This is a genomic window from Acanthopleuribacter pedis (assembly GCF_017377855.1).
In the GTDB taxonomy this organism is placed as follows: Bacteria; Acidobacteriota; Holophagae; order Acanthopleuribacterales; family Acanthopleuribacteraceae; genus Acanthopleuribacter; species Acanthopleuribacter pedis.
Window position 1 is genome coordinate 59,839 of sequence record NZ_JAFREP010000025.1, and the last position, 23,367, is coordinate 83,205.

At 57.4% G+C, this 23,367-nt stretch carries 18 protein-coding genes and 2 pseudogenes; 10 read left to right on the forward strand and 10 right to left on the reverse strand.

The window, feature by feature from the left end; translation table 11 throughout:
* The first annotated feature begins 435 nt into the window (after window positions 1-435).
* The 4 genes from J3U88_RS23875 (at window position 436) to J3U88_RS23890 (ending at window position 5,253) form a co-directional block, all read left to right on the forward strand.
* Window positions 436-918: a VanZ family protein gene (locus J3U88_RS23875; protein WP_207861510.1), complete on the forward strand. Its 483-nt coding sequence runs from the start codon at window positions 436-438 to the stop codon at window positions 916-918.
* The gene (gene mutS / locus J3U88_RS23880) at window positions 911-3,583 is read left to right on the forward strand and encodes a DNA mismatch repair protein MutS (RefSeq protein WP_207861511.1); all 2,673 of its coding nucleotides are present in this window, start codon (window positions 911-913) and stop codon (window positions 3,581-3,583) included. The genes J3U88_RS23875 and mutS overlap by 8 nt, the downstream gene beginning before the upstream one ends.
* Window positions 3,584-3,675: 92 nt before the next feature.
* A complete protein-coding gene (gene crcB / locus J3U88_RS23885) occupies window positions 3,676-4,047 on the forward strand; it encodes a fluoride efflux transporter CrcB (protein WP_207861512.1) in 372 nt (123 codons plus the stop codon).
* Window positions 4,048-4,452: 405 nt separating this feature from the next.
* Window positions 4,453-5,253 carry a hypothetical protein gene (locus tag J3U88_RS23890; protein ID WP_207861513.1) on the forward strand — a complete coding sequence of 267 codons (801 nt, stop codon included), beginning with the start codon at window positions 4,453-4,455 and terminating at the stop codon, window positions 5,251-5,253.
* An 11-nt stretch (window positions 5,254-5,264) separates the two neighbouring features.
* Here J3U88_RS23890 and udk read toward each other — a convergent pair whose 3' ends face one another.
* Window positions 5,265-5,924: a uridine kinase gene (udk, locus tag J3U88_RS23895; RefSeq protein WP_207861514.1), complete on the reverse strand. Its 660-nt coding sequence runs from the start codon at window positions 5,922-5,924 to the stop codon at window positions 5,265-5,267.
* Between the two features lie 394 nt (window positions 5,925-6,318).
* On the opposite strand from udk, the gene J3U88_RS23900 reads away from it, so the two are divergent.
* From J3U88_RS23900 to J3U88_RS23910, 3 genes are all read left to right on the forward strand, one after another.
* Window positions 6,319-6,798, forward strand: a complete 480-nt coding sequence (locus tag J3U88_RS23900; protein ID WP_207861515.1) for a roadblock/LC7 domain-containing protein — start codon at window positions 6,319-6,321, stop codon at window positions 6,796-6,798.
* A gap of 38 nt (window positions 6,799-6,836) precedes the next feature.
* Window positions 6,837-7,424, forward strand: a complete 588-nt coding sequence (locus J3U88_RS23905) for a GTP-binding protein (RefSeq protein ID WP_207861516.1) — start codon at window positions 6,837-6,839, stop codon at window positions 7,422-7,424.
* Window positions 7,425-7,537: 113 nt separating this feature from the next.
* Complete coding sequence (locus J3U88_RS23910; protein WP_207861517.1) at window positions 7,538-8,533, forward strand: hypothetical protein; 996 nt, start codon at window positions 7,538-7,540, stop codon at window positions 8,531-8,533.
* Between the two features lie 130 nt (window positions 8,534-8,663).
* Here J3U88_RS23910 and J3U88_RS35400 read toward each other — a convergent pair.
* Window positions 8,664-8,732 (reverse strand): annotated as a pseudogene (locus J3U88_RS35400) (pentapeptide repeat-containing protein); the annotation flags it as partial.
* Between the two features lie 327 nt (window positions 8,733-9,059).
* Here J3U88_RS35400 and J3U88_RS23920 point away from each other — a divergent pair.
* Window positions 9,060-9,608, forward strand: coding sequence for a hypothetical protein (locus J3U88_RS23920; protein ID WP_207861518.1), 549 nt, complete (start codon window positions 9,060-9,062; stop codon window positions 9,606-9,608).
* Window positions 9,609-9,704: 96 nt separating this feature from the next.
* Here the strand turns inward: J3U88_RS23920 and J3U88_RS23925 are convergent, their stop codons facing one another.
* A complete protein-coding gene (locus J3U88_RS23925) occupies window positions 9,705-10,097 on the reverse strand; it encodes a hypothetical protein (RefSeq protein WP_207861519.1) in 393 nt (130 codons plus the stop codon).
* 278 nt (window positions 10,098-10,375) lie between these two features.
* Window positions 10,376-12,814 carry a protein kinase domain-containing protein gene (locus J3U88_RS23930; RefSeq protein ID WP_207861520.1) on the reverse strand — a complete coding sequence of 813 codons (2,439 nt, stop codon included), beginning with the start codon at window positions 12,812-12,814 and terminating at the stop codon, window positions 10,376-10,378.
* 743 nt (window positions 12,815-13,557) lie between these two features.
* Here J3U88_RS23930 and J3U88_RS35405 point away from each other — a divergent pair.
* Window positions 13,558-13,629 (forward strand): annotated as a pseudogene (locus J3U88_RS35405) (pentapeptide repeat-containing protein); the annotation flags it as partial.
* A 98-nt stretch (window positions 13,630-13,727) separates the two neighbouring features.
* Here the strand turns inward: J3U88_RS35405 and J3U88_RS23940 are convergent.
* The 6 genes from J3U88_RS23940 to J3U88_RS23965 form a co-directional block, all read right to left on the reverse strand.
* Window positions 13,728-14,636, reverse strand: a complete 909-nt coding sequence (locus J3U88_RS23940) for an ABC transporter permease (protein ID WP_207861521.1) — start codon at window positions 14,634-14,636, stop codon at window positions 13,728-13,730.
* Window positions 14,633-15,589 carry an ABC transporter permease subunit gene (locus J3U88_RS23945; RefSeq protein WP_207861522.1) on the reverse strand — a complete coding sequence of 319 codons (957 nt, stop codon included), beginning with the start codon at window positions 15,587-15,589 and terminating at the stop codon, window positions 14,633-14,635. The genes J3U88_RS23940 and J3U88_RS23945 overlap by 4 nt, the downstream gene beginning before the upstream one ends.
* Window positions 15,590-15,592: 3 nt before the next feature.
* Window positions 15,593-17,272, reverse strand: coding sequence for an ABC transporter substrate-binding protein (locus J3U88_RS23950; RefSeq protein ID WP_207861523.1), 1,680 nt, complete (start codon window positions 17,270-17,272; stop codon window positions 15,593-15,595).
* Window positions 17,273-17,393: 121 nt separating this feature from the next.
* The gene (map, locus tag J3U88_RS23955; RefSeq protein WP_207861524.1) at window positions 17,394-18,143 is read right to left on the reverse strand and encodes a type I methionyl aminopeptidase; all 750 of its coding nucleotides are present in this window, start codon (window positions 18,141-18,143) and stop codon (window positions 17,394-17,396) included.
* A 368-nt stretch (window positions 18,144-18,511) separates the two neighbouring features.
* Entirely contained in the window at window positions 18,512-19,060 is a 549-nt protein-coding gene (locus J3U88_RS23960) for a DUF1579 family protein (RefSeq protein WP_207861525.1), read from the reverse strand.
* A gap of 416 nt (window positions 19,061-19,476) precedes the next feature.
* The gene (locus J3U88_RS23965; protein WP_207861526.1) at window positions 19,477-20,490 is read right to left on the reverse strand and encodes a ribose-phosphate diphosphokinase; all 1,014 of its coding nucleotides are present in this window, start codon (window positions 20,488-20,490) and stop codon (window positions 19,477-19,479) included.
* A 443-nt stretch (window positions 20,491-20,933) separates the two neighbouring features.
* Here J3U88_RS23965 and J3U88_RS23970 point away from each other — a divergent pair, with 443 nt between their 5' ends.
* Window positions 20,934-23,084 (forward strand): outer membrane protein assembly factor BamB family protein, encoded by a 2,151-nt coding sequence (locus J3U88_RS23970; RefSeq protein ID WP_207861527.1) that lies wholly within the window; start codon window positions 20,934-20,936, stop codon window positions 23,082-23,084.
* The last annotated feature ends 283 nt before the right edge of the window (window positions 23,085-23,367 follow it).

The window sequence follows — 23,367 nt, forward strand, 5'->3', positions numbered from 1 at the left end:
GTGTTGGGACCCGCGGGCGGTCGCTGGTCAAAAGTGCCCTATCTTAACAATCGATCTGGGGTTTTTCACCACCTAAATTACCACAGCGGCATCCCTGATTCCACGGGCTTCTCTTGGCGTCAATCGTGCCCCGGGTTCTGGGTTACGGTGCGGCGATTGCGTGAAAACCGTAAAAAAATCAGGCTGATAAGTGCTCTATTTGCCTTTGTTTTCGCAAGCCGTCCCCTGGGGTGAGCGCCTGTGGTTCATGGCCGGCCGCTCCGCTCTTGGATTCCGTGGCCAAAGGAGGGCGCCGCCGCGGCCGTTCCCGGAAATCTGCTTCGCAAGCATCCTACGCTTGATTTAGATTTCAACTATCCTCTATGGTAAGCAGACGCGCCGTCTCGGCGTGACCGCGGTGCTTTTTATCCGTGGAAAAGAGCTAGGAGCCGTACCTTGCAGTTCTTGAGAACGACCGCCGCCACCTTGGTCGGCCTCGTCTTTCCTTACCGCTGGATGGCCAGCATTGTCCTGTTGCTACTGCTCGACTTTATCAGTTACCAAGCATTTACCCGGTCCGCTGTCGGTCTGCCCTTTGCCCATCAAGATAAAGTGCTCCACTTCGGTGCTTTTTTTGTCCTTTTCCTGTTGGGTCACCTTAGCCTTAACTACGATTTTTTCCCGCGGGTTACCCGCTTTTCTTTTAAAATACACGCTTTGAATTGGCTGATCTGGCTATGTTACGGCTTGTTAATTGAAGGGGTCCAAAGCTTTTTGAACTACCGCGGCGCCTCGGCCGCCGACTTTATCGCCGATCTGTGCGGCATCACGTGCGCCAGTCTAACGGTTGTTTCCCTAAAGCTTTATCCCAAGCCGACCGCGGCCGAGACCCATCCCGAACCGATCAGCCCGAACCAAGGGGCGAACCACCATGACTAAGGCTGCCGGCGCCGGCAAAAAACGCGGCGCTAACAAGAAAGACGGTGCCAAAATGACACCGATGATGGCCCAATACCACGCCATCAAAAAAGAATACCCGCGCGAGATTCTGTTTTTCCGCATGGGCGACTTTTACGAAATGATGTTTGACGACGCAATTAAGGCCGCTGGATTATTGGGGATTACCCTCACCAAACGGGGCCGCGGCACCGCCTCCGAGGCGCCCATGTGCGGCATTCCCCATCACGCCGCCGAAAATTACATTGCCAAGCTCATAAAGCTCGGTCAGCGCGTTGCCGTTTGCGATCAGGTCTCCGATCCCAAGGACGGCAAAGGCATCGTCCAGCGCGAGGTCACCCGTGTCGTAACCCCTGGCACCGTGCTCGATGAGAATTGTATGGAAGGCAAAGAATTCCAGTACCTTGCCGCAATTCTCGACGAGGGCGACCGCCTCGGCGTCGCCTTCATGGAGTTTTCTACCGGACGGTTTGAAGTGTCCCAACTTGAGGGCGAACAGGCCTACCTTCAACTCATGGACTTGTTGACCGCTAAGGACCCGGCCGAACTGTTGGTCCGCGAAACCGACGACCTGGAACGCATCGATCCCGGCTTCCTCAAGGAACGCTGCGTCACGCCCATCGACGATTGGTATTTCGGCAAAGACTACGCGCGCCAACAATTACTCGACCACTTTGAAACCCTTACCCTCGACGGTTACGGTCTCGAGCCCCTTGACCTGGCCACGCGCACCGCCGGTGCCGCACTGAGTTACATCTACCAAACCCAAAAATCCAAAGCATCCCACCTTCAAAGTCTTAAAGTGCTCAACCAAAGCGCCTACATGGTGCTCGACGGCACCACCCAACGCAACCTCGAGCTGACCCGCTCCTTGTTTGACGGCAACCGCACCGAAAGCCTGCTGGGTCAAATCGATATGTGCCGCACCGTGATGGGCTCGCGCTTACTCAAAGAGTGGATTCTCCAGCCGCTCACCGATGTGGCTGAAATCGTCGCGCGCCAGACCTATGTCACCTCTTTCGTCACCGGCACCATCCCCCGTACCGAAATGCGTGCCGTGTTGGGCGGCGTTCCCGACTTGGACCGTCAGGTCAGCCGTCTGGCGATGGGCAATATCAATCCACGGGATTTATTGGGGATCGCCGAGGCCTTGGGCAAAATTCCCGATATTGTCAACCAACTCGATGAGGTTGTCCCCGACCGTTACGGGCTCGATGACGACCTGTTCAGCGCTTTGTGGGGCATGCACGAACACATTCTCAAATCCCTGCCCGACGAACCGCCCAGCCACATGCGCGACGGCGGTTACATGGCCGACGGCGTTGACGCCGAACTGGACGAATTACGCACCCTGCGCCGCGATTCACGTGCCATATTGGCGCAGATTGAAGCACGCGAGCGCGAGGTGACCGGTATTCCCAAGCTCAAGGTGCAGTACAACAAGGTATTTGGCTATTACATCGAGGTCGGCAAGGTCCATACCGCCAAAGTGCCCGAACACTACGTGCGCAAACAAACCCTGGTCAACTCCGAGCGCTATATCACCGGGGAACTCAAGGAATACGAAACCAAAATTCTGGGTGCCGAGGAGAAAATTCTCGAAATCGAAGCCCGCCTCTACAGCGAACTGCTGCGCCATTGTCAGGACCGCATCAATCACTTGCGTACCTGGTCGCGAACCGTTGCGCAAATTGATTTACACGCCGCTTTGGCCGAACTGGCCGTCCAGCGCAACTACTGCCGTCCCAACATGTCCGATAGCGATGAGCTCGAAATCATCGACGGGCGCCATCCCGTGGTCGAGTCCCTGTCCGAGGAACCTTTTATCGCCAACGACACCTTCCTCAACAACCGCGAGGATCGGGTGCTCATTATCACCGGTCCCAACATGGGTGGTAAAAGTACCTACCTACGGCAAGTCGCCCTGATTACCTTGATGGCGCAGATGGGCTCTTATGTTCCCGCGAGCAAGGCGGATATCGGCGTGGTTGATCGGATTTTTACGCGCGTGGGGGCCAGCGACCATTTGGCGCGCGGGCAGTCGACCTTTATGGTCGAAATGACCGAAACCGCCAATATTTTGAACCACGCGGGCCCACGCAGCCTCATCATCATGGATGAAATTGGGCGAGGTACCTCCACCTTCGACGGTTTGTCGATTGCCTGGGCTGTTGCCGAGTACCTTCACGACAAAGAGCGCATCGGTGCCAAAACACTGTTCGCCACCCATTACCACGAGATGACCGATCTCGAAAAACTCTGCGAAGGCGTGACCAACCTGCACATCACCGTCAAAGAGTGGAAGAACAAAATTGTCTTTCTGCGGCGTATCGAACGCGGTGCCGCCGACCAGAGTTACGGCATTCACGTCGCGCAGTTGGCCGGTTTACCCGGTGAGGTCGTGCGCCGCGGTCGGGAAATTCTGAGTAACCTCGAAAAAAATGAACTGGATACCACGGGTAAACCGCGCTTGGCCGCCGCCAAGAAGCCCGATCCGGCCGCCGCCGCTCAAGCCGCACCACTCCAGCTCAGTTTGTTTGGACCCGAACCTTCGCCCGTATTAGACGCCTTGCGGGCACTGGAAGTCGATGAACTGACACCGCGCAAAGCCCTCGACCTGTTGTTTGAATGGAAAAGTATGGTGTAGGCTGCCCCTAACAGGTGGTTTCGGGGCGGGCTGATTTGAGATCTGCCTGCCTCGTGCTTCTCCGATAGGGTTTGGCTCCGCGGGGGTGAAGGATGATGTGGTTGGTGGTCGCGATAGGGGGCGCGCTTGGTGCCCTTGCCCGTTACGGTTTGGCATTGTGGCTGAATCCCATGGGTTCGCGGTTGGTGTTGGGCACCTTGGTCGCCAACCTCTTGGGCTGTTTCCTTGCCGGCTGCCTCATGGGCTGGTTGCACACCAAACCGATGGATCCCCACCTGCGCTTGTGCCTGCAAACCGGCTTGTTGGGCGCGCTCACGACCTTCAGTACCTTCGCCGTGGAAACCTTGGCCTTGTGGGTTGCCGGCCGTTTTGGCGATGCCTTTTTGCAGTGGGGCGCGAACGCGCTTGGAACCCTTTTGGCCGCCTGGTTGGGTTTTGTGTTGGTGCGCTTGATGGCGCCATAACCTAGCCCGCATTTCTCGCAAGGATTCGTCGCGAGAAGCAGAAAGCCTTGTGAGTACGAAGATTACGACCGAGAGACGGCACAGGGGTCCGACCTTTCGGCGTAGCAGCTGAGGCGAAGGCGACTCGGCCGAGTAATGCGGGAGGCCGCCCCCTCGTAATCGCATGGCTTGCCCCGTAGCAGAATTCCTTGTGAGAAATGCGGGCTAGCCTTGCTTGGGTTGAACCCACCGCTTTCGGTCTCGTTCTGATGGGGTTTGTGAGCGTCGGCTACCGCGTGGAGGCGTCCCTTTTTGCCGGGCGTTGCCGCCGAAATCCGTGGTTGCGCCCATCATGGACCGATAATTAAGGCTGAACCTTGGTTTTATGGGCGCCGCTGCTTATTGTTGGTGTGGAGGGAGTGAACTATGAGCGCAAATCCAACTTTTGTCGGCATACGCCGATTCTTTTACCTGGCCCTGGCGGGAAGCATCCTGCTGTTTGCTTATGGTTACCTGACCAAAGGGACCCTGCCCGGCGTGGATCAGGTGGATGAGGCTTTGTTTTTAGAACCCGTGCAAGAAGCCACCGTCAGGGCGCCGTTCGAGCTGACCTACGCCGGCAATAGCTACCATGTGGTGCCGCGCGCCGAATACCGATTACAAGGCCTGGTGGTAACCCACAACAACATCACCGGCTTCAGCGACATCTACCACGACAGCGGCTCCGTGGATACCAAGGACATTTGTGTGGTTTACGGCACCAACGCCCGAAGCGGGGTGTACCTCAACAGCGAATTTTGGTCGGGTGCCTGGACCTGTTACTACCGCACGGATTTGGGGTTTCTGTTTTCCAACAGCCACATTTCCAATAACCACTTGATTACCGACCGCGACGCCCTACGGCGACAAATCGCCGATATTCGCATTGGCGATCAGGTGGTGGTCGAGGGTTTGCTGGTCGATTACAACCCGATCAACCAACCGCGTAACGTGCGCGGTACCAGCCTGACGCGCGACGACACCGGCAACGGTGCCTGCGAGGTGTTGTTTGTTGAAAACATCGAAGTTTTGAAAAAGGGCACGCCGCTGGCCTATGCCGCGACCCGCTTCGGTGCCTACGGTTTTGTGCTCAGCCTGGTGGGGATGCTGGCCGCGCTGGCGATTGAAGCGCACACCACACCGCGCCACCAGTACAGTTCCCGCTGGGGCGAATACAAAGGGTATTAGGTTTCTTTCCGTTAGGTGTGGAGCTGTTCGGGATAGTCGCGTTTGAGCAGCATGTGCAGCTTGCGCGAGAGCAGATCGAGACCCACCTTGTTCTTGCCGCCGTGGGGGATGATGATGTCGGCCCAGCGTTTGGAGGGTTCGACGAACTCCAGGTGCATCGGTTTGACCGTGTTTTGGTACTGACTCAAGACCTCGGTCAGGGTGCGGCTGCGTTCGCCAATGTCGCGATTGAGACGGCGAATGAGGCGGTCGTCGTCGTCGGTGTCGATAAACACCTTCATGTCAAAAAGATCGCGAAGCCGGGGTTCGGAAAAAATCAAAATGCCTTCGACAATCAGTACGCTGGGCGGGGCCAATTCGTCCACCTGCGTTTTACGGGTGTAGAGACTGAAGTCGTATTGAGGGACCGCGATGGTTTCGCCGGCCCGTAAACGCTTGATGTCTTCAATCATGCGTTGGGTGTCCAAGCTGGCCGGATGGTCGAAGTTGATCTGTTTGCGTTCGTCGAGGGTGAGGTGGTCGAGCGATTTGTAATAAGCGTCGTGGCGAATGATGGCGAGGTCGGCGTCGTCGAGTCCGGCCTGCACCAAATCGGCAAAGGTACTTTTGCCGGAGCCGCTGCCGCCGGCGATTCCGATGACCACCGTGGTGGCGTGAGATGATTGACTCATGGGACGTGAAAAAGCCTCCGCGTGTGAATGGTTCATCTTACACAATTCGCCGCTTCTGATGCGACCAAAGGCGGGAAATGAGGCCGAACGGGGATCGTATGACGGCCGCGGCAACCAGAACGTAGGAAAAGATACGGACGGTAACTTTTTCCGATATTTGGATTTGAAATAAATGGGTTCAGTTGGTACATTGGTGGTCGCCCCACTCGTGAGTCTTAGGGATGGGCAGTGAAACCGCAACAGAGACGGTCGACTGTCAAATTGTGCTTAGACATTTAAGCATGATGGCCTATACTCGTTGACGGGCTCCGTCTTGCTAGACAAGCACTTGATCGTTAGCATGGGCTATCCCTTGCCACATTGCCCTACATTTTTGCGAGAGGAACTCCACCCGATGGATTTAATCCTTTATGACGAAGAACTGCAGCAGGTTCAGAAAGTTATCAACCAGTTACACATCGACGCGCGTTCAAAAATCGTGTTTGTCGTCGATAAGAACGGCCAGCAAATCGCGGCGGCCGGCGAAATTGGCGACATTGATCCCACCTCACTCGCGTCGTTGACGGCTGGTAACGTAGCCGCGACGGATGGGCTGGCAAAGTTAATCGGCGAAAAAGAATTTTCGATTCTGTTCCATGAGGGCGAGCGCGACAACGTTCACATTTCAATTGTGGCCAACCGTGTCATCCTGGTGATCATCTTTGACCACCGTTCCTCCTTGGGCCTTGTTCGTTTGCGCGTCAAAAAAGCATCGGTCGAGCTGGCTTCCATTTTTGAAACCATTATGGAAAAAGCCCAACGGGAATCGTCCAGCGGTCTCGAAGCCGCCTTTGCTGAAATTACCGATGACGACATCGACAATCTCTTTGGCTAAGTCAATTACCACACTTCAGGTCGGACAGGTGCTCGAATATGGCTTTTATCAACTATGCTGCACGAGAAGTAAACTGTAAGATTGTTTATTACGGTCCCGGTTTGTGCGGGAAAACCACGAACCTACAGTTTATTTACGAAAAAACGGATCCACGTAACAAAGGGAAAATGATCTCTCTTGCGACGGAAACGGATCGGACCCTCTTTTTCGACTTTCTGCCGCTTGATCTCGGCACCATTCGCTCCCTGAAAGTCCGTTTTCACCTCTACACCGTCCCCGGTCAGGTGTTCTACAACGCCAGCCGAAAGTTAATCCTCAAAGGGGTTGACGGGGTGATCTTTGTTGCCGATTCCCAGGAAGCGCGTCTCGACGCCAACCTCGAAAGTATCGACAACTTGGACAAGAACCTTAAAGAGCAAGGGTTTGATTTATCCACCATTCCCTACGTGCTCCAGTTAAACAAACGCGACCTGCCCACGGCCCTCTCGGCCGAGGAACTCACCCAGGAGTTGCGCATCAAAGGTGAGCCGGTTTTTGAAGCCATCGCCCCCAAGGGCATCGGTGTTTACGAAACCCTCAAAGCCGCCGCCAAGCAGGTTCTTACCGAACTGAAGAAGAGCAGCTAACCTTTTACACCGCTCCATTCCCATCTTGAAGGCCGACTCGTTCGGCCTTTTTTAATGCCCCGAGTGGCGCGGAACACGGCTTTCTCGCAACGCTCCTGGTTGAGGTGAGATACGTGTCTCCTTTTGAATGGCTTGACGGCCGTTTTCAACTGACCGATCAGCCCTATTACGTGCTTTTCTTGATTGGGGTTGCCGTCTTGCTACTCGCTTCCGAATTGGTCGTTTTTGTGTTGGCCAAACTCGAGAGTCATCAGTTCGGCGTCGTCCACCTCGGCACCCTGTTTACCCCGCTGTGCACCGGTTTTCCAAACCTCATGCTGGGCATTTTTGGGCAGAGCCGGTTGAGCGGTGATTTGGTCATCCACCTCAATATCGGCAACAACATCGCCAATACCACCCTGGTGACCGGTACCATCATTTTACTGGCCGGGCCGCTTACGGTGCGTGTCGCTTCCGGTAAAAGCAAAAAGGCGGTTCAAGCGCGCCGTGACTTTAACATCGCCCTTGCCGTGTTGTGGTTGGGTGCGGCGCTGTTGGTATACCTTTGCCACGACGGCTTGGTTTCCCGCTGGGATGCGGCGGCGCTGGTCGGTTGTTATGCCGCCTATCAGGCATTGATGTTGTTCCGACGGGGTAAGCCAACCAAGTCAAAACGTTTACCCAAGTCGCTCGGCGCCGCGCTTTTGGGGGCGTTGCTTGGTTGCGCCCTGCTGATTTCCTTCAGTGTTGATGCCGTCGCCGCCGGGATGGAAGGAATGGGCACCCTCGTTCCCGGTGCCTCGCTGGGGATGTTGCTTGGTTTGCTCACTGTTTTGCCGGAAAGTTTCCTGCTGCTGCGGTTAACGCGCAAGCAAGGCAGTCTCGGCCTCACCGGTTTGGTCGGTGATTGTTTGGTAAGCATCCCGCTGGTGATCGGCGTGTCCGCGCTCATTGTGCCGATTCCAACCGCGGTGCTCGCCGGGCCTTGGGACGTCGCCGCGCGTGGCTACTGGATGTTGGGTGCGACCATGCTGGGTTTCTCGATACTTGCCATGCAGCCCGGACAAATTAGCCGTAAGGTGGGTTTCGGTTTTTGCTGCCTCTACGCTTTGGTGTGGGTGTGGCTCTAGCCCGCATTTCTCACAAGGAATTCTGCTACGGGGCAAGCCATGCGATTACGAGGGTTTGCCTTCCGCGGGGCGGCCTCCCGCGGGGCGGCCACCCGCATTACTCGGTCGAGCCACCTTCACCGTAGCGCTGCTACGCCGATAGGTCGGACCCCGATAGGTCGGACCCCGAATGGTCGGACCCCGAGAGGTCGGACCCCGAGAGGTCGGACCCCTGCGCTGTCTCTCGGTCGTAATCTTCGTCCTCACAAGGCTTTCAGCATCTCGCGACGAATCCTTGTGAGAAATGCGGGCCAGTGCTTGTTTTGCCGCACAAACAAGATTAGCTTGGTGATGCTGGACGTCTCTCGTGGCGGAAAGGTTCGCTTAGATTGCGTTAAAGCAAAAGAAATAGAGGGCTTAAGGTGCATGCGGTTTTTTGGAACCCAAATTGCAGTTACTTCAGCCTGCTACCCGTGGGGCGACATTCGCCTCGAAATCAGAACCTCCCCTTATGTTTATCTGTGATCATCCCCAAAGGAGCATTGAGATGTTAGTGCAAAGTATGACGACCGACTTCCCCGCAAAAATTCTCAACGTGGTTGACGACTTTATCGCAACCGAACTGGAAAGCGTCCGTACCCGTTTGTTGGCATGCCTGCTGGATCACGACGCCGGCCTCGAAGATTTCGCGGAATTAGGGGCGCTTCACCTCTCGCGGCAGCTCAAAATTGATCGGGTTTTTGTCTGTGATACCGCCGACGGCACGATTGTCGCCGGCTGGGGGCGTGGCAAAAATGTGGTGAATTCAGAGGATTGGCCCAAGCAGTACCGTCCCTTGGAAATGGACGAAACCCTGATGCAAGCCCTTGAGGGCGACAACCTGGTGGCAAACCCGGTGCCCGGTGTCGGGGCGGATTTTGCGCTGCCCGTGCGATTGAGCGACGGGCGACTGTGGATTTTGGTCTTTGACGAGACGGAAACCGCGCGTGAGTTTTCCAATCGCGACCTGGCCCACACCTACTTGGTGCGCGATTTATTGTTGATAAAAGCGCGGCTCGTGGGCAGTGCTGACAAAGCTTATGCGGTTTCGCTGTAACCGGGTTCTCATTTTTCGCCGGTATTTTGCCGCCTGCCCGGTCGAAACAACCGGGCTTAGGCTCCCCGGAACGCGGTGCCGCTTTCCGGGGAATGCCTAACCTAACTCAAGACGGCGGTGGAACACAAAAGGCGCCGCATCGGTGACCAAGCTACCCGCGACGATCACAAAGAAGCTGTGGTCGTCGTCTTCACCCGCGCTAAAACGATCACCGGGGATTGTATACTCGCCGCTGAGTTCGTTGGGGTTGAAGTCGGCCGTGGGGACCAATGGGTGGGTTTCGATAATGTCGATGACAATATCGCGGCTGGTTTGGGCGAGGAACAAGTCCGCCGCCTTGATTTCATGTTCGCGGCTCTCGCAATCGAGATGGACGCTGATGGTTACTTGATGATTGGGTGCGACTGTAATTTGAAACGCACACTGAAGATGCTCGTGGTGTTGTGGTTCGTCACTAAGGGTGTGACCCTTCAATTTGGGCGTATTCAATCCATACCTCGACCTTCAAACCCCCCGGGGGTTTGGCGTCGACCGTTTACCCGCTGATTCGTTTGGAACGATCCCCCCGCGGTGAAACAGCCGTTATTTGATAACTTTTTCGGAAAACCTACCGGTGCCCAACTAAGCTTGGGTTCCGGTAAAACCTGTACAAACAAAGCTTGGAATAATAGGTAGCCGGCCCGTGCTTGTCAAGGGGCCGCGCGGTCGCCTTGTCAAAACGTTGTTAAACCGGGCGTCGGCTTTGTGTCAGGACGGTGGGGGGTGTTTTATTTGCCGGGGTGCCCGATTTCGCGCATGAGATCCATCGCCTCTTGGCGAACGCGCATGTGGGCCGTTCCTTCTCGATAAACGAAATACTCCAGGATTTTGTCGATTTCTTCGCGGGGACGGCTAATGGTGCGAATGATTTTGAGCAGTTGGCGTTGGGTGTCCAGCCCTTTGTGGTTGGCCCACACCAGGAACACCTGTTCCTTGGTTTGAGAGGCGACTTCCGCGAAGGCGCGCAGCAGAATCGGCGCGTCCCGGTCGGTTAATTCCAGGCCGAAAACCGCCAAGGGTTCGAGGTCGCGGCCCGCGCTGACCACGGCCAGTTCCGCCAAAACCGACTTCTTCCATGTTTCACGTTCTTTTTGGAACAGGTTCAAGATTTCCAAAACCGCGCGGGTTGACTGTAACTCGATAAAGAACTCGTACAACATCTGCTGGTTGTGGTTGGTCAGGTTCTTTTCGATCAACACCTGGAGCAGCGAGGGTTCCGAAAGTTTGGTTTTGATTTCGTTGATGTGGGAAACATCGTCTTTGGTTTTATGGGTGTTGAGAAACGCCACCAACCGGGCCAGGATAATGCCCGCCTGCTTGCCGTCGGAAACCATGATGGCTTGGTCGATGAGGTCGGTGAGGGTGCTTTCCAGTGAGCCGTTGCTCTCTTGAGCGGCGCCCTGAACCTTTAACAACTCGGCCAAAAGGTCGGCGGCGTTGGGGAAGCGTTTGCTGGTTTCGAATTCGAGACAGCGGTTGATAATGGTCACCAGTTCCTTGCTGATATCGCCGCGCAGCCCGTCAATCGGCGGATAGCTGCGTTTGTATTTGGCGGCGATCACTTCTTCAATGGTTCGGCCGGGAAAAGGTGTTTGGCCGGTCAGAAGTTCGTAGGCAACCGTACCGAAAGAGTACATGTCGCTGCGACCGTCCATGTCCTCGCCGAACAATTGCTCCGGTGAAGCGTAACGGGGTGTGCAGGTGATGACATTTTGGCCGCCGGACTCCTTGGGGGCTTCAATGCGGTTGGCAATCCCAAAATCGGTCACAATCACCTGACCCTCGGGGGTGATCATGATGTTGTCGGGTTTGATGTCGCGGTGAATCACGCCTTTTTCGTGGGCGAACGCCATGGCCTTGGCGATGTCAATCAGGACCGGCAGCGCCGCTTCTTCCTCGCGGTGTTCCTCCAAAATCATCCAGTCGGTTAAGGTGGTTCCCTCGATAAACTGCATAGTGAGGTAAATGATGCGTTCTGGGTGCTTTTTAAAAATTTCGGGGGGAAAATCCAGGTGTTTCTGGTACTGGGTGTCGCGAATCTCCCCAACCTCGTACACAAAAGCGATGTTGGGGTGGTGAAATTGGGCCGCTGTTTGTGCCTCGTACAAGAAGTTAACCCGCGCATCCTTGGAGCGGGTCATGCGTTGGTTGAGTACCTTCATGGCGATCGAACGTTTGAGCGCGTGGTCTTTGACCAAATAAACCGAGGCGAAGGCGCCTTCGCCCAAGTGGCCCTCATACTGGTAACGTGCGCCGCCGATGAGGTCGGCGGTGACGTTGTTGGAACCGAAGTGGAGGGTCATGCCCGCCTCGTCGGGTTGTGCCGCCAGGTTCGATTTAGACATCAAAAAGGCGCTTAAACCCTCGCGACCCTTGTCTTTGAGAATGCGGCGGAAATCGCGCAGGAGGGCGTCGAACATCGGTGGAGCGTCAATAACGCGGTAGTTGATTTTAAAGGTGTTTTCATCGCCGCCTTCGACGTCTTCGCGATGGGCTTCGCGCACCTCAAGGTCAATCTCCGCCCCGTCAAATTCCAACTTAAGCCGGCAGGAACTGACGCTGGGCAGGTTTTCGTAGGCGACCACCAGCACTTGGTTGTTGTTGATCCATTTGGTGCGGGTCGTGTAGCTGGTGGGACCGATGATGGTCTGCACCGCCAAATCGCAGGGGATGGGCGCATCCGTGTGGGAAAAACCCGAAAAAGAGTGCATGAAATCCGGGTCGGTGATGTCCAGCGATGTGTCACTGGACTCTTCCATGCGGTGGCGTTGCGCCAGCACGGTGAATTCCTGGCGGATATGAACCAAGTTTTGAATCCGCGCCAGGGCCATCTCGTCGTCGAGGGGGAGGAATAAGCAATCGTTGGCCCCGGAATGGAGCGCGGTGAGCACCGCTTGGTGGTGATCAACGCCCGCGTCCATGCGAATCATGGCGATAATCGGCAAGCGCAGAATGGAGTATTTTTCCCGCAGCTTCTTGACCAAATTGCTGCCGCGGTAATCCGGCAAGTTGGCGTTGAGTAACAGCAGGTCGTAATGGTTTTCTTTGAGAGAGGCAATCATTTTTCGTGCGTTTTCGACCGCATGCACCTCGGCCTTAAGGCCTGTTGAGACCAAGTCCTGCACGTGATTGCGATGTTCGGGGTGGCTTTCGGCAATAAGAATCATAAGAGAAGGCTTCCGTGAGTGGAAATCGAAACATAAACGTGTAGGGCATGCCTCCGCGTTTGGGTCTCAGAGGGGGGATGGAAGCAAGACGGCGGAACTCGAGAACGGATGGTTAGCAATGGAGAAGAATCGGTCCGGGGAGGGAAGGCGTACCGGCAGGTTTGCAACCAACCTAGTGCAAGCGGGCGTGTCCAGAAAAGTAAAAAATCACATAAACGGGATTTTTCGGGTGATTGACGCGGCCAGGTCACTTCCGAAGGGTTGCATGGTTACGAACCAGGTTCGAGAAAACAATTTTGATTAACCTTGGTTTTAAATGTCGGGTTAGTGTGTTTTCTTGGCGGGTTTGATGCCGTGCGCCACTGACTAAGTCATTGGTTCCTTGTGAGGAAGAGATTTTGAGTTGGCGTGAATTTATGCGTTTGGTCGGTTTTCTGGGGTTTTGGCACGCTTGCGTTGTTCGCCTTTTCTTCGGGCCGGGAAAATCAAAAAACCAGAGCTATTTTATCCCTAATTCCGCCGGGGTCACAATGGCTGAGTTCGCCTTTTTGCGGATCGCCGCGAAAGGGTGCAGCTTCTCTTTTGAGGGTTTTTAAAACGATTGGTTTTTCAGCGCGAATGCGGGCTAACTTCGCCTTTGTGCCCTGTTTTTTAGCCCGCACTCCTCACAAGGATTCGTCGCGAGAAGCAGAAAGCCTTGTGAGTACCAAGATTACGACCAAGCCACGGCATAGGGGTCCGACCTATCGGGGTCCGACCTATCGGGGTCCGACCTATCGGGGTCCGACCTATCGGGGTCCGACCTATCGGCGTAGCAGCTGAGGCGAAGGCGGCTCGACCGAGAAAGGCGGCCGGCAAACCCTCGTAATCGCATGGGTTGCCCCGTAGCAGAATTCCTTGTGAGAAATGCAGGTTAGGTCCTTGTGTTGGCGTGATGTGTTTTTTCGTTACCCCCGAGCCGACGGATCAAGGTGATTTCCGCCAATAACAAGGTAAACACCGCGGTGAGCAAGGCCGGTTGTCGGTCCATTTGGCGCACGGCAAGTTCGAACATACCGCCCAAGCTCGGGGTGCCCAACGGCAGACCCAACCCCAAATAGCTGAGAATGGATTCGAGTAGGACGGCATTCAAGGTGTTCAGCAGCATGCAAGTCCACAGTAACCGGCGCAGGTGTGGCAGCAACTCAAAGCGAAAAACCGCCCAAGTTGTCTCGCCGCGCATCCTTGCCGCGGTGACGAAGGGGGCAACCGCCAAGCGTTCCAACTGTTGTTCCGCCAATCGGGCGGGTTCGGGCCACAACAGGCAACCCATGGCGAGGACCAGGGTGACGGGTCCGCTGGGGAGAAAGACGACCGCGGGGAGGATGAGCAGGAACACGGGCATGCTGAGAAACAGTTGTACGCCGAAGCGCACCACGCGCTGAAGCCCGCTGGGGCTGAAGACCAGCAGACAGGCGGTTGCGAATCCAATCACCGTGGCGACCGCGGCCGCGGCGACTGCGATCAGGCTGGAGCGTCGAAAGCCCTCGGTGAGCCGCGCCCAGGAATCGCGGCCGAGCGTGTCTGTTCCCAGCCAGGCGAAGGCGTCGGGTGGAATCGGTTGATTGGGCGGGTAAACATGCCAGGCCGCCGGCCAAAAGGCCACACCGGCGAGAAAAACCAGGGCCGCCCTGTCGCGGTGGCGGGCGTTTGCCGCGAGGACCCATGTCACTATTGCCAAAATACCAAGCGGCCATGCGGTGGCCGCGTAGCCGTGGGCCGCGGCCGCCAGGGCACTCCAGCCGAGGACCGGTGCGGCCGGTGTGAACAGGGCCCGTTTCATTGGGTTTCCAAACCCGTCGCCAGGCGATCCCGTTGGACGTCCGCAAACTGGTAGGCGAGGACGGTCATCCAGGCCGACCACAGGCAGCCGCCGATGAGCAGGGGGTAGTCGCGACCGGTGGCGGCGTCCACCATCAACAAACCCAAGCCGGACCAGCCGAAAATGCTTTCAACGATGAACACGCCGTTGCAAAGCGCGGGGAGGTAAAGGCCGAGCACTTGGACCAGGACCGGCAAGGCTTGCCGCATTTGGTGGTTCCAGAACAGGCGCGGGCCGGGGATGCCGCGGCCTTTGGCGCTGAGGTACCAAGGCTGGAATTCATCGCGGGCCATGTGTTGGCCCAGGTAACTAGCCAGGTAGGCGGCTAGGGGCAGCGCGACCGCCAAGGTTGGCAGAACCAAGTGGCCGGGGGTGATCCACCAATCACCGGTACTGCTGCCGTGAACGGGAAACCAACGCAGACGGAGGGCGACCCCGTGCAGCAAAAAGGCGGCGAGCAGAAAAGAGGGCGTCACCAGTAGCACGTGCTGAAGGGCATGGCAAAGGCGTTGCAAAAGGCGTGGTGCGCCGGCTTGCGGTTGCTGCCCCCATAGGAGCAGGGCGGCAAACACAACCGCGGTAATACAAGCAGTGATCGCCAACACCACGGAGCGGGCCATGGGTTTTAGCAAAACCTTGGCGACCGGTTTTTTGTGGATAAAGGAATAACCGAGCTCGCCGGCGGCGAGCCCGAGCACAAAACGTCGGTATTGTTGTAGCGGGGGTTGGTCGTAACCGTAGCGGGCTTTTAGGCGGTCCACCGTCTCGCTGGGGACGCGTGGATCGATGTAGAGATCAATGGGATTACCGCGCGCCGCGATCAGACAAGCGAAGGCCAGATTGGCCGCCATCCAAAGAAGCAGAAAGGTGCGTCCGAAAAAAGCCGCGAGCCGCCGCCAGGGAAGAGACGGCACCGGTTAGCGTGCCTCGTTGCCAATTTGCCAGGTTTCCAAGCGGTACAGTGGGCTCAAATGAGAAGGGTCCGCCTGCAGCGACAGGCCCGCGCGCACCGCCGCAATTTGTTGACCGCTGTACAACATGGTGAAGGGTGATTCCTCGAGAAAACGTTGTTCCATTTCCGCGACGACCTGTTGCAGTTCGGCAGGGTCCTTGGCAAGGGTCACCTTGGCGATGAGGTCGTCAAGGGCGGAAGTGGCGGTCCAGTTGTTGCCGTTAATCGCGGCGTCGCTGTGGAGCAAGGCGTCGAGGGTCGGTCGGGAGCTTTGACGGACCCCGAAAAAGATCGCGTCAAAGGCGCGTGAGGTGCCGGTTTCGATGTAGTAACCGCCCTCAACCATGTTGAGTTCTACTTTGACGCCGAACAGGGCCAGGTCGGCTTGGATTGCCTGCAAATAATTTCCGCGTAAGTTGTTGCCTAGGTTGCAGGTGATCGAAAAGGTCAGTTCGCGACCGTCCTTTTTCCAGCTCGCGCCTTGTTTCGTCCAGCCTGCCGCTTGCAGTAATGTGGCCGCTTTGTCCAGGTCGGGTGTGGTTTTGGGTGGCGGCACATCGGTCAAATATCCCAGACCGACCCGCCAAGGACTGGCGGGTACGACGGCATGGCCCTGCCACAAACGGTCGATATAGTTCTGGCGATTGAGCACCAGAGATAAGGCTTGGCGCACGCGGGCGTCACCGAGGACGGGGTGGGGTTTTGCTTTTTTGAGTTGCTCCAACTCGGCTTTGTTGTTGGGTGGGTTGGCGGCGTAGGCGGCGGGGTCAAGAGGGTTCCAGGCCAACCACGCGGTTTCCAGATTCGTGTAAAAGGTGGGTTGGAGTTGTTCCGAGATTTCGCTAATGCGCTCTTTCGGAAGTGACCAGGCATAATCTAAGTCGCCGCTTTTGAGTAAGTTAAACAAGGTTTCTTTGGAGCGGACCAGGGCGATATTGAGCTGCTGGATGGGGGTTTCCGGGTCGACCGCCTTGAATTGCAAACGTTCGTCCCCAAAGGCTACCGGCTGATAGGGCCCGAACACCACCGCGTCCTTCTCCCATTCGTGGCGGTCCCATTGATCGAAGGGGATTTTGCTGAAATGGTGTTTGGGAATAATGGCGCCCTCGTTGAGGATTACCCGGTTGTACAAGGATTCCTGACTGAATTGAATGTCGATGGTGTGGTCGTCGACGACCTGCCAACTCTGGATCCGATTTTTGTCGGCGAACGAGGCCCAGGCGACCGTTTCGTTACGCCGAGCCTCGAGGCTGAAAACCACGTCGGCCGTGGTGAGAGGGGTCCCGTCGGTCCAGGTCAAACCTTGCGCGAGCTTAAGGCGCAGGGTGTTGGCGGGTTCGGGGCGTTGGGTTTCCTCCGCGACCAGGTAGGGGATGAGGACGGGGCTTCCGTCCCGAACGTCGGGCATTTCATGCCATAAGCGGGGGTAAAGGAGTTGGTTCACGATATCCGCGCCGCGGCTTTGGGCGATGTAGGGATTGAGGCTGTCGGGTGGGCGCCGCATGCCGACCTTGAGTTGGGTGATTGGGGTTTGGGCCTGGGTGCCGCCTTGGGGCGGGGATTCCGGGGTTGCCGGTTCGCTGCTGCAGGCCGCGAGCAGCGCGAGGATCGAGATGAGGGCAAGCGTGTGGATCGGCGCGCGCATGGTAAACCTCCACGGGTGCCGGACCGGCGCCCGCATCGCATTCGGTGGGTGACAAGCTGTCAACCTGATAAAACTCCAAGTGGTTACGTGTCACGAAAGCTTAACACATTCGGCCCGGTGACTAAACTTGGGTGACCACGATCGGTTGATTTTTGGTAATCACAATCGTGTGCTCGAATTGGGCCGCGTAACAGCCGCGCAGGGTAGACAGGGTCCAACCGTCTTTTTCCTGAAACGCGTTGGGCGGGCCCGTGGTCAGGAAGGGCTCGATGGTGATCACCATCCCTTCGCTGAGTTGGCGCGTGTCCTTGGGATCGTAATAGCTGGGAATGAACTTGGGTTCCTCATGCAAGGAGCGACCGACCCCGTGGCTGCCGAGGTTGCGCACAATGCCGAAGCCGGCTTTTTTTGCCTCCATGCTAACCGCGCGACCGATGTGGTTCAGCGGGCGTCCGGCGCGGGCCGCGCGCATGCCGCTCTTCAAGGCGCGCCGGGTGCTGAGGCATAGCTTTTGGAACAACGGGTTCACCGGGGGGACCGCCATGGACGCGCCGGTATCGGCGTAGTAACCGTCTTTTTCCGCGGAAACATCGATGTTGATTAAATCGCCCGCCTTGATGATCACCTTATCCGAGGGGATGCCGTGCGCCATGTGGTGGTTGACGCTGATGCAAGTTGCGCCGGGAAAGTTATAGCTGGACTCGGGGGCCGAGCGTGCACCGGCGTCTTCCAACAGTTTGCGGCCGACGGCGTCGAGTTCCGCGGTGGTCATGCCGGGTTCCACGGTCTGCAACATGGTTTTCAGGGTTTTGCCGACAATGCGGCCGATTTCTTTGAGTTTGACAAGGTCTTGTTCGCCGTCGATGGACATGGGGTTCGCCTCCCTTATTTGGTTCGTCTTCCATTGTGGGGGAAGGTTTTGGCCAAATTCAAGAGGCGTGTGAAACCGCCTAATAAACCAAGGGCTTGGGTGAAATGATGGCCGGGTGGTCGCCGCGGCGAATCCCGACCCACGGGGTTAGCCCGCATTTCTCACGAGGATTCGTCGCGAGAAGCTGAAAGCCTTGTGAGTACGAAGATTACGACCAAGCGCAAACGGAGCGGGGCCGACCATTCGGCGTAGCAGCGCTACGTCGCGTATTGCTCGACTGAGTAATGCGGATGGCCGCCCCGCGGAAGGCCGCCCCCTCGTAATCGCATGGGTTGCCCCGCGGCAGAACGCCTTGTGAGAAATGCGGGTTAGGCTTTGCGTTTGTATTGAATCACCCACAAATCTTTCCAGGTTTTGCCGCCGTCATTGGTGGATTGCCAGCTCCAGGTGAGGCTGTCCTTTTTGATGTCGTGGAACACCATGCGGCGGACCACCGATTTCCCGTCCGGGCCTTTGGTCGCCGGCATGCGTAATTCCATTTTGCCGTCGGCGAAAGCGCCGGTGAATTCCAGATAGCTACCGTTGCTGTCGACCCAGGTTTGGCGCCATTGTTTGGTTTTGGGATCGTAGACCGACCAACTGCGGCCCTCTAGACCGGGTCCGTTAAAGTTCTCCTGAATGATGCATTGGTTAAGCACCTTCTCGATTTTGTTGGAACCGGTCTGGGTGTTGCCCTTGGCGTCCTTCCAAGTCAGCGCCCAGTCGCCGACCCAAAAGTCGAGTTGGCCGCCTTCCGACGTGTCACAGGGTCGCTGGGGTTTGGGGGGCTGTTGCGGGGCGCTTTCGGCCGCAAAAAGGGGGAAACAAAGGAGGAGCAGCGCGGAAAACACAGCCGCGGAGGTGCGAAAACGATTCATGATACCGCCTTATCGTCGCGAATTTTAAATAGCTCAAAAGATGGAGTGAACAAAAACAGGAACGCCTGTAAAAGTCAACTCCCTTACGCGGATGTTTGGATGGGGCGTTCGGTTTTGATTGAAGCGGAGGCGGGGTTTCGGTGGGGGATAGCTTGGGATGCGTTATTTCTCAGGATAAAAGGATGAGATGAAGATGCGGATGGGCGTATGTGCCCTTTTCGCCCAACCGCCGGTTGGGCTTACCGCTTCCCGACGCGGATAAAGCCGTTACTTCGAAACAAGGGTTTGTGGGGATGTTGATGAAGCCGTTACTTCGAGAACTGGGTTTGTGGGGATGGTTAAACCGGGATCCTCGAAGTTTTTTCAGCGGTACGGCCGGTGTCGGCCCGGCCTGCGTTCTCGTGAATTAGGCTCGGCTAGAGGTCGATGTCGATTTCGTTGCCCCAACTGTCGCGGTCCAGCAGGAACGCGGCCAGTTCGGGAATCACCGAGCGGATCACCAGGAAATCATCCTTTTCTTGTAAATGGAGCTGGTGCACGCGCGGGTGGGTGTCCGTGATAATCAATTCCTGGAACAAGCCCGAGGCGCGGATGCGCTGGTAACTTTCACCTGGGAACACCCCGTGGGTGGCGATGGCGGTAATCTTGGCGGCCCCGGCCTCGCGGTAGGCTTGGCCGGCTTTGATCAGCGAACCGCCGGTGCGGATCATGTCGTCGTAAATCACCACGTGTTTGCCTTCTACGTCGGCGTTAATGCCCGCAATCTCCGTATGGGTGCCGCTCAAACGCCGCTTGTACACAAATGCCGCCGGGATGTGTAACTGGTTGGCCAAAAACTCGACCCACTTGGCGCGGCCCGCGTCCGTACCTGCCAAGATGACCTGGTCCAAATCGCCCAGCTCGCGCACGATGTTCGCGATCAAGCGGAAATTAACCAGGTGGTACGGGCGGATGTGGTTCTCAAAATAATGGGGAATCCCGGCGGTGTGCAGGTCCACCATCACAATTTCATTGCACACCCGCGCACGGGGAATCGAGGACAGCAGAATTGCCCGGTTTTTTGCGGTAACGATTTCTCCCGGCTTGGCTTGTCGTTCCATGGTGCTGTAGCCGAAGAAGGGGACGATAATCGTCAAATGGTCCGCGCCGTGGTTCACCAAACCACAGGCCAAATCGAAAAGTTCCATCGTCTCTTGGCTGTTGATCGTGCCGCCGACCACCACCGCGTCGCGGTCGCGGACCGGCTCGGTCAAGCGCATGTAAATTTCGCCGTCGGGAAAAACCACACGTTCGACACCGCCGCTCTGGTAGCCGTCAAATTGAGCCAGGCCGTCGCCAAAATAACGGTAGTTCGGTGTGCTGTAGACCAAACGGGGCGTGTGGGGGGTCGCCGGCGTTTCGGGTAAAGGCCATTCTTCGGGATGGTTCATGGGCTTCGCTCCAGCAATGCATCCGGGAAAGGGGGACGCTGCATTGTTTCGTTCGCCCGCGCGGCAAGGGATGGGCGTGCCAGGCGGGTTAGCGCCTAACCTAGCACAAGCCGACAAGCGCGCCCAGTCACGAGGCGACCTGGGACGGCAAGGGACAACCCGCGGCATCCTTCCTAGACAAACGGCACCGAGTTTGGTGTGATGAAGCCGAATCTAAAACCTAAATTGAGTGATTCTTGGCGGCGTCCTCGGACAACCAGCTGGGCATGGAACATATCGTGAAAATGCGCGACCTACTTTACATGTATGCGTCGTGCACGACCCCGGTGGCTTTTTCCAACACGTTTCGCGCAAATATTGGCGCGTCCTGCGCCGATATTTGCGCGATTGCACCCAATCGAATCGCACACTTTAGGAAAAAAAATCTAAGTGGGGAAGGGCAGATGGTTAAGCCGGCCGGTATGTTTGCGCTGATTCTGATGATGCCTTGTTTTGCCTGGCAGCCAGGCAATGATTGGCCCGAGGCGGCCGGACCCAACGGAACCTATGCGAGCAGCGTCTGGGACGGTGGCGGCGGGGAACTGTCGGTGTTGTGGCGTTATCCGCTTCATTCCGTGGTGTCGCCCGTGGTGTTCGCCGGCAGGGTTTACGCCCACGGCCGCGAAGGGGACGGCGAGGTCTTGATCGCGCTTGATGCCTTTGACGGCCGCATGTTGTGGCGTTTTCATTTTCCCGGCGGCGCCGTTGGGACGCCCCGCATTCGTACGCCTGAGGTCGCGCCTGTCGTTGATTTAGAGACGGGCAACGTCACGGTGCTCAGCTCCGGTCGCCAGCTTTTTTGTGTTTCACCCGACGGTCGGCTTCTCTGGCAAAGACACCTCGCCGAGCACTTTGGTTTTTCCCTGAGCGTCGGTCCGCATCGACCCACCCTGCTGCGTCATGACCGGCTGGTCATCTGCACCTTCAGTTTACCCGCCTCGGACGGTAAGGGCCTGGAACGGCTGGTGGTCGGGCTCGACAAAAACAATGGAAACCTACGCTGGTTGGTTCGTGATCCGGCCGATGCCCGGGTGGCCCGCGCCCCGGCAACCCTGGTGCCCTTGCCTGAGGCGCCCGTGCTTTTGGTGGGTGGTTTTGCCGACGGTCCCCGCTTCATTCAGCCGGAAACCGGAGAGGTGATGGATATTGGCTTGGCGGAACGGGGGGCTATTCGCCATTTCTTTATGTGCGGCAACAAGCTGATGGTCCAGGCCAAGGTTGCAACCGGCGAGGAGCTGCGCTGTTACGATTTAACCCGGTTGGTGCCGAGCCGCCCCGTGCCGGCCGATGTGGTTAGCTGGCGTCGTGCTTACGTCCATCCGCCTCAGGGCTGGGCCGCCGAAGAGCAGGTTCTGGTCGTGATGGAACGAGACGGAACGCTGGAGGCCTTGGAATTCGAGGGCGGGCGCATTCGCTGGCGGGCGCGGGGCCTGTTTCAGCAGGCACGGCCCTTCGTGCTGACCCCGGGCGGCCTTGCCGGCCTTAGGGGAAACCGGCTCGTTTGGCGTCATCGCGAACCCGAGGGATTGGTTGAAGCCGGCGAGGTCGTGGTCGCTTTGCCGGGGCCCGCCGTCGACGGGCCCGCGGCGCTGGTGCCCGCCTACCATCGGTTTTATGTGCAGAGCGGGCGTACTTTGGTGGCGCTTGGCCGCGCCGACAGTCCCCGCCGGGTGCAACCGTCCTTGTTCCAGCCCTTGACCGGTTCCGCGCCGAGTTCATTGGGGGAACCGGCCGTGTTGCACATTGAACCGACGCGGTTCCATTGGTCCGGGCGACAGCCCGTGCGCGCCTTTGTGACCGACCGTCATGGTCGTCGCCTGCGCGAGGTGCAGCCGCAATGGACGCTGGACGGTTTCGCCGGCAACGTGGATGCCCAAGGCGGCCTTAACCTCGATCTCCAAAATGCTTGGTTCGGTAAACTCAACGCCTCTTGGCAAGGCCTCGAAGCCCAAGCCGAGGTATTCCGGCAAACTGATCAAGATGTGCTCTTGGATTTGGAAGCCTTGGCGGCCGGGTCGGTCCCGCATTATTGGACCGCCGTCCAGCACATGGCGGTCGAACACTTTGACGGTGAGCGTGTCTTTGCCGCGGTCGGCGAAGGTGAGCGCGATGTTTGGGCGCTGTTCCATGGTTTTGCCGCGGAATCGGCTCAGGTGAGTGGTTTGGTACGCGCGGGTCAGCGCGGGCGGCGGCTCCCCGAAATGGGTCTGTACTACCGCGGCTTCTTTTTATCGTTGATGGAAAATGGACGTGGTTTGCGGCTCAGTTTTGGGCGCGGGGGTGATTACCCCGGTGTCGAGGCCGGTTTTCTGTGGAAACAAAACATCTGGTATCACCTGAAGATCGAGGTTCAGCGTGAAGAAAACAGCGTTGTGGTTCGCGCGAAAGCCTGGCCCCAAGTTGAACGGGAACCCGATCATTGGCAGTTGGAAATGACGCCGCGCATGGGCGTGCCCCACGGAACCGGTGCCGGTTTCTTTGGTCGTGTCTATGGGCGGAGCCGGATGTTGGCCGACAACCTTTGGTTGCGCGCGGTGAACAAAGCGCGCTACTAACCCGCAATTCTCACAAGGAATTCTGCTACGGGGCAAGCCATGCGATTACGAGGGGGCGGCCTTCCGCGGGGCGGCCATCCGCATTACTCGGTCGAGCCGCCTTCGCCTCAGCTGCTACCCCGAGAGGTCGGACCCCGAAAGGTCGGACCCCGAATGGTCGGCCCCGCGAAAGGTCGGACCCCTGTGCCGTCTCTCGGTCGTAATCTTCGTACTCACAAGGCTTTCTGCTTCTCGCGACGAATCCTTGTGAGAAATGCGGGCTAACGCACGGCGCCAAGGAAAT

Excerpts from the sequence above, each read along its gene's own strand:
- mutS (WP_207861511.1), top strand. The coding sequence starts at position 911 with ATGACTAAGGCTGCCGGCGCCGGCAAAAAACGCGGCGCTAACAAGAAA.
- crcB (WP_207861512.1), top strand. The coding sequence starts at position 3,676 with ATGATGTGGTTGGTGGTCGCGATAGGGGGCGCGCTTGGTGCCCTTGCC.
- J3U88_RS23890 (WP_207861513.1), top strand. The coding sequence starts at position 4,453 with ATGAGCGCAAATCCAACTTTTGTCGGCATACGCCGATTCTTTTACCTG.
- udk (WP_207861514.1), bottom strand. The coding sequence starts at position 5,924 with ATGAGTCAATCATCTCACGCCACCACGGTGGTCATCGGAATCGCCGGC.
- J3U88_RS23900 (WP_207861515.1), top strand. The coding sequence starts at position 6,319 with ATGGATTTAATCCTTTATGACGAAGAACTGCAGCAGGTTCAGAAAGTT.
- J3U88_RS23905 (WP_207861516.1), top strand. The coding sequence starts at position 6,837 with ATGGCTTTTATCAACTATGCTGCACGAGAAGTAAACTGTAAGATTGTT.
- J3U88_RS23920 (WP_207861518.1), top strand. The coding sequence starts at position 9,060 with ATGTTAGTGCAAAGTATGACGACCGACTTCCCCGCAAAAATTCTCAAC.
- J3U88_RS23930 (WP_207861520.1), bottom strand. The coding sequence starts at position 12,814 with ATGATTCTTATTGCCGAAAGCCACCCCGAACATCGCAATCACGTGCAG.
- J3U88_RS23940 (WP_207861521.1), bottom strand. The coding sequence starts at position 14,636 with ATGAAACGGGCCCTGTTCACACCGGCCGCACCGGTCCTCGGCTGGAGT.
- J3U88_RS23950 (WP_207861523.1), bottom strand. The coding sequence starts at position 17,272 with ATGCGCGCGCCGATCCACACGCTTGCCCTCATCTCGATCCTCGCGCTG.
- map (WP_207861524.1), bottom strand. The coding sequence starts at position 18,143 with ATGTCCATCGACGGCGAACAAGACCTTGTCAAACTCAAAGAAATCGGC.
- J3U88_RS23960 (WP_207861525.1), bottom strand. The coding sequence starts at position 19,060 with ATGAATCGTTTTCGCACCTCCGCGGCTGTGTTTTCCGCGCTGCTCCTC.
- J3U88_RS23965 (WP_207861526.1), bottom strand. The coding sequence starts at position 20,490 with ATGAACCATCCCGAAGAATGGCCTTTACCCGAAACGCCGGCGACCCCC.
- J3U88_RS23970 (WP_207861527.1), top strand. The coding sequence starts at position 20,934 with ATGGTTAAGCCGGCCGGTATGTTTGCGCTGATTCTGATGATGCCTTGT.